Annotated in this window: 20 protein-coding genes; 2 read left to right on the top strand and 18 right to left on the bottom strand. The window is 28.3% G+C overall.

What is annotated here, in order from left to right:
• Positions 1-66 precede the first annotated feature (66 nt).
• The gene (locus SBIUS_RS01105; protein WP_162684662.1) at positions 67-1,782 is read right to left on the bottom strand and encodes a ribonuclease J; all 1,716 of its coding nucleotides are present in this window, start codon (positions 1,780-1,782) and stop codon (positions 67-69) included.
• A 180-nt stretch (positions 1,783-1,962) separates the two neighbouring features.
• Here SBIUS_RS01105 and SBIUS_RS01100 point away from each other — a divergent pair, with 180 nt between their 5' ends.
• Positions 1,963-2,265, top strand: a complete 303-nt coding sequence (locus tag SBIUS_RS01100; protein ID WP_162684661.1) for a rhodanese-like domain-containing protein — start codon at positions 1,963-1,965, stop codon at positions 2,263-2,265.
• A gap of 8 nt (positions 2,266-2,273) precedes the next feature.
• Here the strand turns inward: SBIUS_RS01100 and SBIUS_RS01095 are convergent, their stop codons facing one another.
• Together SBIUS_RS01095 and SBIUS_RS01090 are read right to left on the bottom strand one after the other, a co-directional pair.
• Positions 2,274-2,633, bottom strand: coding sequence for a hypothetical protein (locus SBIUS_RS01095; RefSeq protein ID WP_162684660.1), 360 nt, complete (start codon positions 2,631-2,633; stop codon positions 2,274-2,276).
• The gene (locus tag SBIUS_RS01090) at positions 2,633-3,433 is read right to left on the bottom strand and encodes an NAD(+)/NADH kinase (protein ID WP_162684659.1); all 801 of its coding nucleotides are present in this window, start codon (positions 3,431-3,433) and stop codon (positions 2,633-2,635) included. The genes SBIUS_RS01095 and SBIUS_RS01090 overlap by 1 nt, the downstream gene beginning before the upstream one ends.
• Before the next feature lie 97 nt (positions 3,434-3,530).
• On the opposite strand from SBIUS_RS01090, the gene trpS reads away from it, so the two are divergent.
• Positions 3,531-4,544, top strand: coding sequence for a tryptophan--tRNA ligase (trpS, locus tag SBIUS_RS01085; protein WP_162684658.1), 1,014 nt, complete (start codon positions 3,531-3,533; stop codon positions 4,542-4,544).
• A 22-nt stretch (positions 4,545-4,566) separates the two neighbouring features.
• Here trpS and SBIUS_RS01080 read toward each other — a convergent pair whose 3' ends face one another.
• The 15 genes from SBIUS_RS01080 to SBIUS_RS01010 form a co-directional block, all read right to left on the bottom strand.
• Entirely contained in the window at positions 4,567-4,887 is a 321-nt protein-coding gene (locus tag SBIUS_RS01080) for a hypothetical protein (protein WP_162684657.1), read from the bottom strand.
• A 70-nt stretch (positions 4,888-4,957) separates the two neighbouring features.
• Entirely contained in the window at positions 4,958-5,323 is a 366-nt protein-coding gene (gene rplT / locus SBIUS_RS01075) for a 50S ribosomal protein L20 (RefSeq protein WP_101780501.1), read from the bottom strand.
• Positions 5,324-5,341: 18 nt separating this feature from the next.
• Positions 5,342-5,536, bottom strand: a complete 195-nt coding sequence (rpmI, locus tag SBIUS_RS01070; protein WP_101780500.1) for a 50S ribosomal protein L35 — start codon at positions 5,534-5,536, stop codon at positions 5,342-5,344.
• Positions 5,537-5,555: 19 nt separating this feature from the next.
• On the bottom strand, positions 5,556-6,086 hold the full coding sequence (gene infC, locus SBIUS_RS01065; protein WP_162684656.1) for a translation initiation factor IF-3: 531 nt from the start codon (positions 6,084-6,086) through the stop codon (positions 5,556-5,558).
• 189 nt (positions 6,087-6,275) lie between these two features.
• Positions 6,276-6,953 carry a hypothetical protein gene (locus SBIUS_RS01060; protein WP_162684655.1) on the bottom strand — a complete coding sequence of 226 codons (678 nt, stop codon included), beginning with the start codon at positions 6,951-6,953 and terminating at the stop codon, positions 6,276-6,278.
• A gap of 6 nt (positions 6,954-6,959) precedes the next feature.
• Positions 6,960-7,169, bottom strand: a complete 210-nt coding sequence (locus SBIUS_RS01055) for a hypothetical protein (protein WP_162684654.1) — start codon at positions 7,167-7,169, stop codon at positions 6,960-6,962.
• Between the two features lie 52 nt (positions 7,170-7,221).
• Positions 7,222-9,075, bottom strand: coding sequence for a PTS transporter subunit EIIC (locus SBIUS_RS01050; RefSeq protein ID WP_162684653.1), 1,854 nt, complete (start codon positions 9,073-9,075; stop codon positions 7,222-7,224).
• Positions 9,076-9,208: 133 nt separating this feature from the next.
• Positions 9,209-9,475, bottom strand: a complete 267-nt coding sequence (locus SBIUS_RS01045; protein WP_162684652.1) for a hypothetical protein — start codon at positions 9,473-9,475, stop codon at positions 9,209-9,211.
• Positions 9,476-9,477: 2 nt separating this feature from the next.
• Positions 9,478-10,581, bottom strand: a complete 1,104-nt coding sequence (locus tag SBIUS_RS01040) for a DUF871 domain-containing protein (protein ID WP_162684651.1) — start codon at positions 10,579-10,581, stop codon at positions 9,478-9,480.
• A gap of 59 nt (positions 10,582-10,640) precedes the next feature.
• Positions 10,641-10,940 (bottom strand): PTS sugar transporter subunit IIB, encoded by a 300-nt coding sequence (locus SBIUS_RS01035; protein WP_162684650.1) that lies wholly within the window; start codon positions 10,938-10,940, stop codon positions 10,641-10,643.
• A gap of 24 nt (positions 10,941-10,964) precedes the next feature.
• Positions 10,965-13,172, bottom strand: a complete 2,208-nt coding sequence (locus SBIUS_RS01030) for a PTS transporter subunit EIIC (protein WP_162684649.1) — start codon at positions 13,170-13,172, stop codon at positions 10,965-10,967.
• On the bottom strand, positions 13,172-14,248 hold the full coding sequence (locus SBIUS_RS01025) for a hypothetical protein (protein WP_162684648.1): 1,077 nt from the start codon (positions 14,246-14,248) through the stop codon (positions 13,172-13,174). The genes SBIUS_RS01030 and SBIUS_RS01025 overlap by 1 nt, the downstream gene beginning before the upstream one ends.
• Before the next feature lie 75 nt (positions 14,249-14,323).
• Positions 14,324-15,283 carry an ROK family protein gene (locus SBIUS_RS01020; protein WP_162684647.1) on the bottom strand — a complete coding sequence of 320 codons (960 nt, stop codon included), beginning with the start codon at positions 15,281-15,283 and terminating at the stop codon, positions 14,324-14,326.
• A gap of 26 nt (positions 15,284-15,309) precedes the next feature.
• Positions 15,310-15,627, bottom strand: a complete 318-nt coding sequence (locus tag SBIUS_RS01015) for a PTS lactose/cellobiose transporter subunit IIA (protein WP_162684646.1) — start codon at positions 15,625-15,627, stop codon at positions 15,310-15,312.
• Positions 15,628-15,636: 9 nt separating this feature from the next.
• Positions 15,637-17,445: an ABC transporter ATP-binding protein gene (locus SBIUS_RS01010; protein ID WP_162684645.1), complete on the bottom strand. Its 1,809-nt coding sequence runs from the start codon at positions 17,443-17,445 to the stop codon at positions 15,637-15,639.
• Between the last annotated feature and the right edge of the window lie 40 nt (positions 17,446-17,485).

The raw sequence follows: 17,485 nt of genomic DNA, 5'->3' as shown, positions 1-17,485 counted from the left end.
CTTACCATATGATTTTAATATATTTTAAAGATTTTTTTTAATCAATTAAAAAAAACTCAAAATTTATTATGAGTTTCTTGATCTATTATTTTTCGGTTCAAAGAATGTACCGTCAATTTCATTAATTATTACCAATACAATTGGTTGTTTTCCTGTTTCTTGTTTTAGAGTAGTTCTAATTCTTGAAACAATTTCTTTCTTAATTGCATTTAAGTCGTAAGCGTTAGGATTTGTTTTTGCTTCATTTTTATATTTTTCTAAAATATCAATGATTTGTTTTTGCATTAATTTAAAAATAGGATTTTCTTCAGTAATGTAAATAACTCCACGCATTTGAATATCTATTAATGAAATTAAATCTTTTGTTTTATTGTTAACATTGGCACCAATTATTACAGCACCATCAGTTGCAAGTTGTTTTCTTTCATTTAAAACAACCGCCCCAATATCACCAACACCAATACCATCTACATAAACATCAGCTGTTTTTATAGAATCTGATGCAATTATTAATTTACCTTCTTCAGATATTTTTAATATCTGACCATTATTAATTAATTGAATATTTTTCTTTTCTACACCAGCTTCAATTGCTGCTCTTTCAGCATTTAAGAAGTCTTTATATAGACCTTTTATAGGTATGAATGATTTGGGTTTCATTATTATTGTCATTAATTTAATATCTTCATAACTCGCTCTCATTGATCAAATGTTTTTATCACTCAATGAAACTAATTTAGCATTAGTTCTTGCAAGTTCATCCAATATTTCAGCATGTCTTTTTTCAACTCCAGCTGCTGGTGGAGTTGCAAGAATTATTGTATCGTTTTCTGTAAATTCAACTTTATCATCATTTCCTGCAGCTATTTTAGCAAGTCTTGTGTATAAAAGATCCCCTGCTCCAGTTAACAATAATATTCCATCTTCTGATTTCATGAAATCTTCAATTGAAATAACATCTTTTTCAGAAATTTGTAAACTTTCTTGTATAACTTTTGATTCAACAACTTTAGTGATTGTTTTTCCATAAACAGCTATTTTCCTATCATTTGCTTTGGCTTGCTTGATTATTTCAAATAACTTAAATACATCTTCTTCGAACATCCCTAAAATTAAACGTCTTTTTTTATCTTTCATTGGAGCTGCTATGAATTTTTCAATTCTATGATTTGGAACAGTATATCCAATTCTTGAAGCATATTCTGCATCACTTATAAATGCAAGAACTCCTTTTTTAGCAATTTCATTTAAGTGGTTCATATCTGTTGAAAAATATGATTGTTCATTTCCATCAATTATGTAATCTCCAGCATAAACAATTACACCATCTTCTGTATGCATTGCAAAACCAAATGATTCTGGAAATGCAGCAGTTGTTCTAAAAGCTTCAATTTTTACATCACCAAATGAAACTATATCTTTATCATTTATTATTTTGAAGTTATTTTCTCTATTTTTTATTCTATATTTCATGTTTCTGTATTTTAAGATTGTTGTTGTTAATTCATTACAATAAACTGGAACATCAATTTCTCTTAAAATATAACTAATTGCCCCTGAGTTGTTTGAACTTGGGTTTGAAAGGAAAATACCTTTAATTTTTTTAGCATTAGCTTTTAAGTATTCAAAGTTAGGAATAATAACATCAATTCCTAAAACACTTCTTTCAGGAAATTTAATTCCTGCATCAAAAATATATAAGTCATCATTTACACTAATAACAAAAATATTTTTTCCTCTTTCGTCTTGACCACCTAGGGCCATAAATTTAATATCTGCCATATTTTTTCTCCATTTCTTTAGTTTTTATTATTTGTTTAGTTTTTAAAATAAAACGTCAACCAGATTTAAATACTCTCTAATTATAAGTTATTTATGTTTAAAGTAAAGTTTTTGAATAAAAAAAGATTGTTTTATTCACAAATAAGAGATTAAAATATTTGTGAAAGAAGGTGTGATGTGATGTTTATTTCAGTTGAAGAATATGCTTTGGACAAGGATAAGTATTTTACTTTGGATGTTAGAACAAGAACAGAGTTTAAAACTTTACCCCATTTTAGTTGAGCTGTAAATATTCATATAGATCAATTTTTAGATGACTTCAAAAAATACCTAGAGGAATATAACCCAAGCAACAAACCAATAGTAACAGTATGCAATGCTGGTAATCGAAGCGGACAAGTAGCTAGTTTTTTAAGACAACTTGGTTATGATGCAAGAACTCTTCAGGGAGGAATTTATAACTATAATAAAAAAATAAGATAATCATTATCTTATTTTTTTAAATCATTTTCTAACCTTTTCATAAATAACTTTATGGAGAATTCTTTAGAAGTTAAACCAACTTCATTTCCTTCTATTTCAGCTTTTATTTTTAAGTTTTTCAAATTTTCTATATTAACAAGTTGTGAAGAAAGAACTAAAATTCTATTTTCCTTTATAGAGTCAACATTTTCTATTGTTCCAATTTCTATCAATATTTTGTTATAAATTGTCGAACTTCTTTCAATACTGTCAATTCCATATTTATCTTTTTTATTTTTTATAATTTTTGTTATAGAAAAATATGCAAACAGAGAGATAAAACAAACCGTAAAAGCTATTGCCAAAAGAATATAAACTATTGTATTCACTATTTTATAACTTCCTTGTCTTTAACAAAAATATCTCTCAATATTTCAATTTTACTTGCAGCTTTATGATCGGTTACAACCTTTATTTTGTTTTTTGAAGATTTTATCTCTATTTCTAAGTCTTCAACAGGATACTCAACTGTATCTATTATCATTATTTCATTTGACTTTTTTTCAAACTTTAATTTTAATACATGATTTTCATCTAATATTAAAGGAGCATTTAAAGTTCTAAATTTGTTTGTACTTACAGGAACAAGTTCTTGGAGTTGGAATATTCTACTGTCTTTAGACAATATGATAGCTCCTCCAGCTGATTTCATATAACCACTACTTCCATTAGAAGTAGAAACAACTAGTCCTGTTCCGTGAAATTTTTCTAAAAATTCATCATTTATATAAATTTCTACATATAGTGGATTTTTTTCATTTAATATTTTTACTTCATTTGTAACTATTAAGTTTTTTTGACTACTTTTTATTTCTAATAACTCAAAATCATTTAACTTATAGCTTTTATTTTCAATTGATTCAATAGTATCATCAATGTTTTCTACCCTATTTTTGTTTGTGTAAAAACCAATTCCTCCAGATTTAAATGGGACAAACTCAATATTTGTTATATTTTCTTTATATGTTGATACTGCCTTTAAAAAAGTTCCATCTCCACCAAAAATAAATACATAACTAGGGTTAATTTCATCATACTTTCAACCCCTGACTTCAAGTTTTTCTTTTAAACTAGAAACTACTTCTTGTGTTGTTTCATAATCATTTTTAATTATGCTAAATGAAAACATTTATTCCACCTCTAAACTATAATTAATTTTACTTATTTTTAAAAGAAAAATATATAAAGATTGTATAATATTAAATGTAAATCAAGGAGTAATAAGTATGGATAAAAAAAGAATGTTATCAGCAATAACAACAACAGGTCAAATGACATTAGGTAACTATATTGGAGCTATGAAAAACTTTGTAGAACTTCAAGAAGAGTTTGATATGTATGTTTTTGTTGCAAACCTTCACGGAATAACAACACCAATTGAAAAAGAAACACTTAGAAAAAATATTAAAAATATGGTAACTCTATATTTTGCTTGTGGAATGGACCCTGAAAAATCAACAGTTTTTGTACAAAGTGATGTTTTAGAGCACGCTCAACTAGCTTGAATACTTACTTGTAATACAACTATTGGGGAATTACAAAGAATGACTCAATTTAAGGATAAATCAACAAAAGTCAAATCAGAAAATGGAACAGAATTTATTCCAACAGGTTTATTAACTTATCCTGTTTTAATGGCTGCAGATATTTTGTTATATGATCCAGAATTTGTTCCTGTTGGAAAAGATCAAAAACAACATATTGAATTAGCTAGAAATATTGCAGAAAGAATGAACAATAAATTTGGAGAAATGTTTACAATACCTGGAGATTACACTCCAAAAGTTGGTTCAAAAATAATGGACTTACAAGATCCATCTAAGAAAATGTCTAAATCAGCTGCTAACCCAAAAAGTTTTATAGCTCTTTTAGATGATATTGAAGATGTTAAAAAGAAAATAAAAGCTGCTGTTACCGATTCAGAGAACTTAATAAAATATGATCCAGAAAATAAACCTGGTGTAAGTAATCTATTAACAATATATTCAGCACTTAAAAATATTACTATTGAAGAAACAGAAAAATTCTTTGAAGGTAAGGATTATGGATTCTTAAAAGAAAATGTAAGTGAAGTGGTTGTTGAATTATTAGAAAAAATTCAAACTAAATTTAAAGAACTAAGTAATTCTGATTTAGTAGATGAGTGATTAGAAAAAGGAGCCGAAAAAGCTCGTAAAATAGCTAGAAAAAAACTTACAAAAGTACAAAATTTAACTGGAGTTAACTATAAAAGAAAATAAAAGAGGTTTTAAACCTCTTTTTTTATTCTGAAGCACTTCACTGTGATGATTTTATCTTTTTTACAATTTTAGAGCAGTCATCTTTGTGTCTCAATTCTCTACAACCAGGATGTATAGCTATCATATTTGAAGAATCTAAATTAAAATGTTTTAGATCAATAAATTCACAAATTCAAGCTAAATCTCCCTTTTCAAAATTCTCTTTAATCATATAGAATTTGCAAATGAAACACATTCTAAATGATTCTGGTTCTTTGTTAATTAATATTGGCGAATTTTCTCAAGCAGCCAATAAGTCATCTTTTGAGAATTCTATTTCGTTATTATCTAAAATTTTAGCCATGTTTTATACCTCATATAAATATAGAAAGATTTTAACATAAATAAAAAAATGAGCTTGTCGCTCATTTGTATTATTTTTTAGAATCTAAAGCTTTTTTAGATGAAGCTACTATTGCTTCAAATTGTTTTGGTTCGTGAATTGCTAATTCAGATAACATTTTTCTGTTAATATCAATTCCTGCAATTTTTAAACCATTCATGAATTTAGAATAACTTAATCCTAATGGTCTAACTGCTGCGTTTATACGAATAATTCATAATTTTCTAAAGTCACGTTTTTTAAGTTTACGTCCAACAAAAGCATAAGCCATAGAACGTACAACTTGTTCATGAGCCTTTTTATAGTTTGCTTTTTTTGTTCCGTAGTAACCTTTTGCTCTTTTAATTCAACGTTTTCTTCTTGCTCTAGTTACTTTACCAAATTTTACTCTTGCCATATTGTTCTACCTCCTATTTTAGTTTTGTAATAATCCTTTTAGACGTTTCATATCTCCAGCTGAGACGAAAGTTGCTTTTTTAAGATGTCTTTTTTGTTTTGTTGATTTATTTTGTGCTAAGTGAGATCTATAAGCTTTACCTCTTTTTAACTTACCTGCACCATTTTTCTTAACTCTTTTTGCTAAAGAGCTTTTTGTCTTCATTTTTGGCATAAATTCTCTCCTCCTATAATTAACCTTTTTTTGGCACTACATACATATCTAAGAATCTTGTATTTAGTTTGGCTTCTTTTTCGATTTTTGCAACATCTTCAATTTTTGTAAAAAATCTATCTAATGTTTCTTTTCCAAATTCTTGGAAAGTTATTTCTCTACCCTTGAATTTTAATGATACTTTAACTCTATCTCCAGCTTCTAAGAATTCTCTTGCTTTTCTAGCTTTAGTGTCCATATCATGTTCACCAATACCGACAGTTAAACGAATTTCTTTGTTTTCTACTTTAACTTGATTTTTCTTATTTTCTTTTTGTTTACGTTTTTGTTCATATTTAAACTTACCGTAGTCCAAGATTTTAGCAATAGCTGTAGCATTATCTTGCATACCCACTTGAAGTAGATCTAAACCTGCTTCTTCTGCTAATTTTAAAGCTTCAAATTTGTTAAGTGGTCCATTTTTAGTACCATCATCATTGATAATTAAAACTTGTTTAGCTCTAATTTCTCTGTTTACAAAATCTGTTTTTATATTTTTATTGTCTGCCATTTTTCCTCCAAAATAAAAAGTGTGCCGTTAAAAGATCAGGAGCACACTTAAAATTTATTTATTTTATATACGAATAATAAATAAGTTTTTACCGTTTCTTTACAAATTACGGTGAGCTGTGCGCTTCTTTCTTTAAACCTTAATTATTATATTATATATTTTTTAAAAAAATCACTTTTTTTTAATTAATTATCTAAACTTTTTCAAATCAGATATGTTAGGATTTTCTCTTTCAACGTTCCTTTGCAATTTGTTTTTTAAACAGTAATCTATGATCTCAAATTCTTTTTCAATTATTTTTTTATTTAAAGAATCTGAAGATTTTACATTATCAAATTCATATTTTAAATTTCTTATATCATTTTCTAATTTATACAGAGACAACACCTGTTTGTGTTTTTTGACTTGCTCTTCTGAACTGATTTTTTTCTCTGGTATTTTTGTAGTGCCTGGAAAATAGTCAATATCAATATGCTTACAACCAATATGATGATAGCCTTTTGATATAGCTTCACTCATGGTTATATACTGATTGTCATATTGTTCTAAAGATAAAATTTGATTTTCGAAAGGGATACAAAGATCACAACTATCTTCTTCAGGTTGTACATAAACTATTGTTTTTAATCTCAAAGCTTCTTTTTTACCAAATCAATTATAAATACCAAGCATTGGTTTATTATTTGGGTTTTCTACAGCTTTTGTTATTTTTTTGTCGATTTCAGAATCAATATATTCTTTAGGTTCATTTATTAAATCCGATTTTTCTTTAAACTTTGATCTTATTTTGTTTCAAGGAATGACAAAATAAAGGATAAGAAGAACAAAAATTATTATCAGGATTACTCATCAAGGAAATTTGTCCATAACCAATTAATTATTATGATCATTTAAATGATCATAATAATCTCTAGCCTCCTTTAAATTTATTCTTTGCTCTTTTTTACATTCAACACATATACCTTTGTAAGAATCTTTTGTCTCAAAATTTATACTTTTTGAAAAAACAAACTTTTTAAAATCTCAACAGCTCTTACAAAAAGTAAATATTCAATCTGTATCTTTTTCAAAATTAAAAGCCATATTTACCTCCAAAAAAAAAGAAATGTAAACATTTCTTTTTTTAATATTTACTTTATTTATTTAATAATTTTTTAAGTGCATTAGCAGCATGTTCAACATCAGGTCCTACAACTATTTGCAAACTTTCAGTTCCTAAACGTTTTATACCATAAGTTCCTGATGATTTAATTAGTGCATCATCTATAATGGCATTATCTTTAAGCACAAGTCTTAATCTAGTTGCGCAATTATCAATACTTACAAAGTTATCTTTACCAATAGCTTCTACTATTTTTGAAGCCATCTCATCATATCTGTCTCCTTTTTGTGAAGATTCTTTTTTTGTAGATGATTTACTTGCTGTTGATAATGTTGTTCCGTCAACATTTCTTCCTGGTGTTGCTAGATTCATTTTTTTAATTGTGAAGTAGAATACGAAGAAGTATGTTGCTCCTGCAGCTGCAGACAATACTAATATTCATAACGGATTTGCAATTGCTGTTTGAAATCCACTATTACTTGCTTGATTTGCTAATCCTCATGATTGTGCAAATGATATTGCATAGTCAATAAATCCAGCACTAAATCCGAATCCTATTTGAATTCTCATAGAAGTTGTTATTGCCATAAATAAACCTGTTAATCCTGCGTGAATACCTAATAAAACAGGTGCAATAAATACAAATGAGAATTCTAAAGGTTCAGTAATTCCTGACAAGAATGAAACACCAGCAACTCCCCCAAGGAATCCTGCCATTTCTTTTCTATTTTCTCTATCTGCTGTCATAATCATAGCTACAGCAGCCATTGGTAATCCACCCATCATAATTGGGAAGAAACCTGATTGGAATAAACCAGCTGTATTTAATCCCTTAGTAAATGCATTAATATCACCATTTACAATTATTTCTCCTGAGCCGATTGGCGCTCCAGTTATCACTTCTATTGGAGTACCTGTCACAGGCATTTGGAATCAGAAGAATGTATTCATAATTTGGTGTAAACCAAATGGTAATAATAGTCTGTTTAATATTGCATATACAGTAGTTCCTGGAATAGCAACTGCAGGATTTGTTGGATCAGCAACTGCTGTTCCGAATTTAATTAATCCTAATTGTATTCAAGGTCATACTATTGCAAATGCAAAAGCCGTTGGTATAGCTGCAGCTAAGGCAACCATAGGGACAAATCTTCTACCCCCAAAAAATGATAATGCAGGAGGCAATTTAATATCTTTTAATCTATTGTAGAAGTATGCTGACATACATCCTGCAACTATTCCTCCTAAAACCCCTATATTTAAAACATAAGTAGCTCCAGTAATATATGTAGCTCCATCTACCAACCCTGGAACAGCAGAAGCTCCTTGTTTATACTGTGATTTTGTAACAACATAAAGTAACTGGGACCATAATCCACTTCCGCCTTGACTTCAGTGAGTTGTGTTATTTATTGGGTCAACCCAAGATACCGCTTCTTGTTTTTGAGTCAAAACATTCCCATAAATCATACTTGGAAGAGTTCCTTCACTTGTTAATGCAGCAAGCGATAAATAAAATATCACAGCTACCAAGGCGACTTCTCCTCGATGATCTTTCGCTAAACCAAAAGCACAACCTATCGCAAATAATAAGGCAAGATTATCAAATGGTATAGCACCGGGTTTTTGAATTATTAAAGATATTCAATATCCTACTTGATTTGTAATTTCACCAGCAGAATCTGTTGAAAATTGAATACCCAGAGCTCCAAACCTATTTAAAATAGCAGCAAACGGTAACACAGCGATTGGAAACTGTAGAGTTTTTCCAAGCTCTTGAAGCATTGTTAAAAATTTACTTCAACTACTGCTACCATTGTCCGAACTTTTCATTCTTTTTGTCTTTAACTTTTTTTCATTAGTTAAATGTACGCTTTTATCGTTCATTTTGTTTTCCTTTTCTTTCCTCTCATTTGTATTTTAATATAAAAAAAAAAAAAAAAAAAAAAAAAAGCATTTTTTTTCCATAAATTTTTTTATTTTTTGGAAAAAAATTACAATTTATAATGATTAAAAATATTTATCCTATGATTTCACCAAGACAAATTCCTAAAAAAATCAAAGCCATTAAATAGCCCACCATAGCTAATGTGAAAATTCCGTAATACTGTCAAAACCTGAAAATTTTAAACTTTGTTGTTGTAACTTTAAAAGAATCCTTTTCAAGTTTCTTTCTTCTTTTAAAATTAATAAAAAATATTGTAGAGCATACCCCTAAAATAAGTCCTAAAATACCAAATGAAAATAAAGTTCAAAAAGTTCCATTACTCAATCCTGTCAATAACATAATTATTCCTCGATTCCGAATCTAAAGTGACTTCAAGGACCAATAAATTCTATTAGTCTTTTTTCACTTTCTTTTATAGTACCAATTCAATTATATTTTTGTTGTTTGTCTTCAAAATTATCTTTCATAATAATGTGGCATTCACCTTTATATTTAATATCATTATTATTTATTATTACAACATCACCCTTATTATAAGTTTTCTTTGTATTTTTTGGCTCTATTGATGAGTTTTTAAATTCTACTCTTGAGAATGTAGATCTAACAAAATATTCTGTAATATCCCCTCTTCTGAAGTGATCAAATTTTAAAATACCCTTTTCATCTTCACTTAATTCATACATTGGTTTAACATTTAAAGTTATTTCATATCTATCAATACTTGCTAATTCTTCTAATTCTTCTTTTGTTGCATAAGCATTTCCAATCAAAACTAAATTAATCTCATTTGTGTAGAAAAGAATTTTTGCTTGTTCTGAAATAGAAAGATTTCTTTGTTCTTCAAGTGTTGGCAATTCCTTTCAACCAGTAGCTGTTGTCATTTCACCAAAATGGCTTCCAACAAAAGCAGCAGTTGATAAGTTATGCTTTAAATATTTTTTATTTGCTTCTTTGAAGTAATCAAACGGAAGCGCTGTATATTCTAATGGATAAAAATTATGACATCCACTAAGTCTTTCTTTGATTGGTTTAAAATCCATAACATTATCAATTAAACTGTCATTATTTGACATGTTAAGTTGAATATCTACTCCATATTTATTATGTGTAATAGAAGATATTTCAAATGGTAAACTTGGAGAATCTAATCTCAAACAATCTATTCCATAATCATTACATTTTGAAACATCATTAACACTTATTCCAATTAATTCCATTGATTTATATTCAACATCTAAAATTGTGTAGAAACCGATTTGTTTTGCATATTTAATAGTTTTTAAAACCATTTCTGCTTTTTGTTTTTCGTTTTCTGATCCTACAAAATGTAAAACACTTGTAAAAACTACTTCATACCCTAATTTTTTTGCTAAATCCAAATATTCTTTGTCTTTTTCAAAAGTTGATTGTTCAGGATATATTGATATACCTAATTGTCTTTTCATAAAGTTACCTCACTAATATAATTTTAACAATAAAAAAATCACTTTTTAAAGTGATTTTTTTATTTACAGTTTGCCAATGCAAATTCTAAAACTTTTTCTCCACTTGCTTTTGCATAATCTTCTTTATCTATTACAAAAACAGGTGTATCAAAGTAAGTTTTAATTTCATCTAACTCATATGCAACTTGCGGCCCTAGAAGAACTATGTCTCATGTTTTACCATTTAGTTTTGCTTCATTTACAGAAACAGCTTTTATTTCAACATTGATATCTTCTTCAAAAGCATAGTTTTGCATATTTTTAACAAGTATTGATGTGCTCATTCCAGCATTGCAAGCTAAAAGTACTTTCTTGTTCATTGTTTTTTCCCCTCCCAAAGCGAATTAAACGTTATTTAAATTTACACTATTTAAATTACTTTCTAATTTTACAATATTTTCTTCATTTTGATTTTTATTTTTAGCAAATTTGTTTAATAAATCACGTTGTTCTAATTTATTTGCTAACATTACGAATGGTGAGTATACTGATATTAATAAAACTAAGTTTACCCCAGCTATTACACCACCCATTAAACTTTTTGTCGTTAATATACCCCCAATAATCGGTGGTGTTGTTCAAGGAACAACAACACTAGAGTGAGGCATTATTCCAGTAGTTGTTGCTAGATAAGCAACAACACCTGCCAATATTGGTCCAAACACAAATGGTATGAACAATATTGGATTTAGAACAATTGGTAAACCAAATAGTAATGGTTCATTAATACAGAATATTGCCGGTATTAATGTTATTTTAGCCATTGATCTATAATCTCCACGTTTAGAGAATAAAAGAATCGCTATAATAAGTCCAATTGTTCCTCCAGTTCCACCCATAAATAAGAAGTTATTCATAAATGGATTTGTAAATACATATTGTGGTTGTATACCTTCAGCTAATGCTTGCTGATTTTGAGTTAAACCATCAAGTTGAATTGGCTCAACAATAGGTGATAATATACCACTTGCATGAATTCCCATGAATCATAAAATTTGTCAGATAAATACTATACTTATCATTCCACCAAATCCAGAAACCGCGTTAACAAGTGGTTTTTGAATCGCTACAGTAATTAGACCATTTATATCCATAAATGTGACTGTGTTTTCTCCGATTGTTATTTCTCCCACAGCAGAACCTATTCAAGAAATTCCAAAAGCAGTAACCCCGAAAACAACAGCAGTTATTGTATAAGGTATTAGAACGTTAAAAGACTTTGCAACCCCATCAGGTACTGAGTCAGGCATTTTTATTTTTAATTTTTCATTTTTTGAAAGTCTTCCAAATAAAGCTGTTGATAAAATACCTATAATCATTGCAGTAAACATTCCAGAAGTACCAAATACTCCTAAATTTCCTCAAAATGATGGATTCATTATAAGGAATGAAACAAACCCTACAACAGCAGCAGCTCATTGGTTAACTTTATAGTATGGCGCCAAGTGATAAGCAATAGCTCCAGCTAAAAGCAACCCAAAGAATGCATATGTACCATTTCAGATGTAAGAACCAATTAATTTTACTTTATCCAAAACTGCCAATTGATCGGCAGATAAGTAAAATAAGTTGAATAATCCACCATTTCCTGCTCCAAGGATAATGTTGTTAACCAATATAAACATTGCTCCAACAATTACTAGAGGCATTAATGAAAAGAACCCATTTTTTATAGCAACCATGTATTTTCAGTTTGATAATTTACCTGATGCTCAAGTTATTTTATCAACAGTTGTTTTGATGGTTACCGGGTCTGATTTCCCAGAGTTATATCTGATTTCTAATTTTTTATCATTTAACTTTTTCTTTTCAATATCTATTTTATTTTTATAAATAATCTTAAGTTCATTAACTTTAAGAGATAATTCATAAATTGTTTCATCTAACTCGTGTTCAAAAGGTTTTAATCTTCTTTTACGTTTTAGTTTTCTAAGAATATAGCCAACATTAACTAATGAGTGGTTTTCTTCTTTTCAATTAGAAATTAATTCTACATACTTTTCTCTGTATTCTTTATTAAAGTGATAAATATTTGATTTAACTTCAAGTTTTAATTCAATTAACTCAGATTTTAATCTATCAGATTCATTTTGAATATCCTCTTGTTTGATTATTCAAAGCTCTTTAACTTCTAATTTGATTTCTTTATTTCTTATTCCGATATCTTTATATTGTTGCTTAGAAGATTCTATTTTTGACTTTAAATCCTCTATTTCCATTCGCATTTTTTCAGATCTTTTAATTTTTTTTGCTTCATATTCTTCTTTTAAAGAAGAAATTGTGTCATTATAAACATCATAAATTTTGTTTATATCAGCTTTTTTATATTTAGCATTCGCTAAATCAACATCCAAAGAAGCAGTTAATTCCTTTTCTTTTTCTCTTCTAATTTTATTAAAAGTTGAAGAAATATCTTTTGCCTTTAATTTTTTAGTGTGAAGCTCATTGTTAAGATCAAATATTTCAGTTTTTAACTTCTTTCTTCTTTCTTTGTTTGCTTTAATATTATTAGAAAGCTCAAATATATCAGGGTATTTTTCAAATTTTTGCATTATCTATGACCCCCCAATTCAGTAAATCCATAATTATATAATCTAGAAACTTCATAATCATTTATTCTTGCAGCTATATGAGGTTTAGAACCGTAAATTACATCTTTTTCTGGACTTTTTCCATCAGCTAAAATAATACCTTTTATTCAATCATCATTGTTTGAAGAAGGTGTGAATCAATATCCTTCGTATTTTTTAAGGTACTCACTTGATTTTGAACCTACGTCGAAATAACTTACAACATGTTTGTCGAATTTCATTTTAGTCATCGAGTTACCCTGACTGATTACTTTTTCTTGTCTTATTATTTTAAACATAGGAACAAATCAACCATCAGTTAAATAATTGTTCATGTATTCAACTTCACTTATATATTCCTTAGTATATTTTTCACTTGGATTTTTAAGGAAAGTATCTTCAAAGTATTGTGTAAATGCTAAGTTTTTTCTTAAAACCGCAAACTGAACTGCTGTTTTTTGAAATAAAGGATTTATTATTGCATCACCGTAAAAATCTAAAATATTTTTTTGAGATTCATAATTCATAAGTTTTGATGAATTACCATAGGCATTTTTATCATCTAAAACATAGTAATAATAGTCGTTTCCATCTTCATCTTTTGGATCAAAATCAGGGACAATTGAATCAAAATAGGTACTTGCTTCTTTGAAAAGTTCTAATGAATTATCAGTAATTTTTTTTAATTCAACTTCGTTTTTTTTATTATTTATTAATTCAGAAGGTTTTAACTCTAATACATTTACATCCCTGTGTTTCACTTCAACACAAGCAGGCAATTCTGGGTTTTCAGGTTCTGGGTTTTCAGGTTCTGGGTTTGTTTCGTCAGAGTAAAATGAACCCGGTTTACAAGGATCAACTTTGTTTGGTGTTATTTGTTTATCCTTTTCTTCTTTTATATCAAAATAATCTTTTCCAGTTATTTTTTCAACATCTTTGTCAATTATTGATTGAAATTCACCAGATCAAGTTGCATTACATGAGACTACTTGTGTTGAAATCGCTATACTTGTTGTTGAAAGTGTTAATGTTCCGAATAAAGATAATAGTTTTTTCATACAGAAAGTCTCCTTATACATATTTTATAATATTTATATAAATATTTTCAAACAAAAAAAATAAATCTTTAAGATTTATTTTTTGTTTATAATGTGATCTACTCCATATTTGTAAACCCCTCAAGCTCCAACTAAGTCTTTTAATCCTGAGCTTGTTATTTTTATCTTGTCATAAAATTGTGGTAATACATATTTTTTTAAATCTTCTTTAATAATATCTAAGAAAGGTTCTCCTAAATTTGAAGGCCCTCCACCAATAACTATCATTGAAAGATCAAAGAAATGTATTAAAACAGAGATACATTTAGCTAGCGGTTCTAAATTTTCTTTGAAAACATCAACAACTTCCTTGTCTCCATTTTTAAACAAGTCCGCTACATCAATAATGTGTAGATCTTCTTTTAATCTTGAATAAACTTCACCTAAAGGTCCACTTGATTTAGAAGCAACCTCTATAAGTCTTCTTTCAATACCTGTTGCTGAAGAAACTGGGTCTAAACAACCAAGTAATCCACAACTACATTGAAATACATTTTGGAATCCTCCACCATGTCCTGGTTCACTTGGTAATCCTGTGTTATCTCCAAAAACTAATTTTCTATTGAAAATAGCTCCTCCTCCAACTCCAGTTCCAATTGTGAATAAAGCCATTGATTCTGGTTCTTTATTTAAAGAAGCACTTCATTCTCCATAAGTTGCTGCTTTTGCATCATTTAAAACTACAATGTTTTTGTTGTTAAATAATTTTTGTAATTCAATTCTTGTTGGATAGTTTGTTCAACCTAAGTTAGTTGAATAAAGAACTGTTCCTGTTTCATTATCAACAATTCCACAAACAGCTATTCCAACAAAATCTAATGCTTCCATATCGATATTGTTTTCAGCTGCAACTTTAAAAGTTTCTTTTGAAATGTTTTCTAATAAGTTTGTTTTATTTGTCGTATCAAAAACAAATGTTTTGATAACCTTTTCATGATCAAAGAATGCACACTTTGCAGAAGTTGCTCCTAAGTCAATAGTAAACGCTTTTGGCATAAATTATACCCTCCCAATTTTTTTATTTATTTATTAATAATTTTATACATTTCAATCATTTCTTTTGCTAAATCCATCATTGCTTGAGTTGTTAGCATTTGATCTTCTGCATGAATAAAAATTAATTTAATTTCCAATTTTTCTCCACCAGCTTCTCTAGAAACTATATCAAAATGTAAGTTGTGAGCTTTTGTCATTTCTGTTTCAGCTTCTTTTAATAAATCCTTTGCTTTATCAAAATCACTTTCTTTGGCAGCTCTTATCGCCATTATTGTATTTGACTTTGCAGTACCTATGCAAGAGATCATTTCCATTGATATTTCATTTCATTTAATATCGTTCATATAATACCTCTATTTCATCAAACCAATAGTGTATAGCTTTTTGAATCTTCCTTCTTTTTCTTTCAACTCATCAAAACTACCTTTTTGAGAAACTCCATCTTTGTCTAAAACAATTATTTCATCGACGTTTTTGATTGTACTTAATCTGTGTGCGATAACAACAGTGGTTCTACCCACCATTAATTTGTCTAGCTCTGATTGAATTTCTCTCTCAACGACATTATCCAACGCACTTGTTGCTTCGTCGAGAATTAGCAATTGTGGGTCTTTCAAGAAAAGACGCGCAATTACTAGACGCTGTTTTTGCCCTCCACTAAACATAAAACCACGTTCTCCTAAAATTGTATCATAACCTTTTGGTAACTTTTCTATGTAATTGTGAATTTTTGCTTTTTTTGCAGCTGCAATTGCTTCTTCATCTGTTTTATCAAAACATGGATATTTTAAGTTTTCCATAACAGTTCCATATAGTATTTGTGGCTCTTGTTCTACATAACCTACTTTATTTAGATAATCTACATGATCAATTTTTTTAATATTTTTACCATTTATAAGCAGTTCTCCTGATGTTACATCATAAAATCTTAACAATAGTTTAGCTATTGTAGATTTTCCAACCCCAGTTTCTCCGACAAATGCATAACTTTTGTTTTTTTCAAAAGTAAAGCTAACTTCTGGCAAGATTTTTTTTGTTGGAGACTCTGGATAGTTAAATGTAACTTTATCAAAAGTAATTGTTTCAATATCTCCAACTTTTTGTGGGTTATCAATAAACTCTAATAATGATTTTGAGTCATATATGTGATTTAGCCTCATAATACAGTTTGATAGCTTTGTAAGACCTCTCATCCATACAGGAAGAGTCATTAATGAATAAAGTATATTATTTGTAGCTGAAGCAAATGCAACAATTAAGTTTGTTAATTCAGCTCCATCCATAGAATTACCATATAATCCCATTGCTGAAATTATTGCAACAATGGGCAATGATCAAGCAAATGTATAAGAAAAGAATGTTAGAGAAGATTGTAATCATATTACTCTACTTAATTTCTCATCATACTTTCTATGCAGTTCTTTATTTCTCATTGTTTCTCTATCTTCTGCCGCATTTGCTTTAATAGCTCTAATATTTATTAATCTATCAGTGATGTCTGCATCAATTGATTGTTTAACATCAATTGAGATAATTATAGCTCTTCTGTAGTATACAAATAAAACTCAAACTATAACAACAAGTGTTAAAAATATTGCAAATATTATTGAAGCCATTAACGGATCTATCATATACATAAAAACCATCATTGTTGTAAAACTAACACTTGTGAAAAGAAGGTTTAATAGAAAATCATTGAATGAATCTCCAGATCCTTGACTATCATTTATAACTCTAGACATTATTAAACCAAGTTGGTTTTTTGAATAATAACTTATATCAATTTCAACAAGTTTTTTTAAAGCTTTTATACGAAGATAAATTTCAACTTTCTTTGAAAAAAGTGCTGTAAAAACATTAGTTAGATAATCAAAAACAACAATAAGCATTAAAATAGCTAGTCCAATAAATGCTCAACTGTATCATTGCATTGAAAGACCTAAAAAATTATTTCCTTTCTGTCCATCAGTTGTTAAAGATTTTGTCATTTGACTAACAACAATTGTTATTGAAGAGTACAAAATAGAGTCAATTACAGTAAATATTAAATAACCCACGAATGTTCATGGGTTATGTTTTATGGTTTCGCCAATCATTTTAAATGAATCAGAAAATTTCTTTACAGAAAAAGCCTTATCACTTTGAAATTTTTTCACTTTCATAAATTACCTCGTAAAAATAAACCCTTGTAAAGGGTTTTAA

The organism is Spiroplasma sp. BIUS-1, assembly GCF_010365805.1.
Classification (GTDB): Bacteria; Bacillota_I; Bacilli_A; order Mycoplasmatales; family Mycoplasmataceae; genus Spiroplasma_A.
This window is presented reverse-complemented; position numbering and strand designations above follow the sequence as displayed.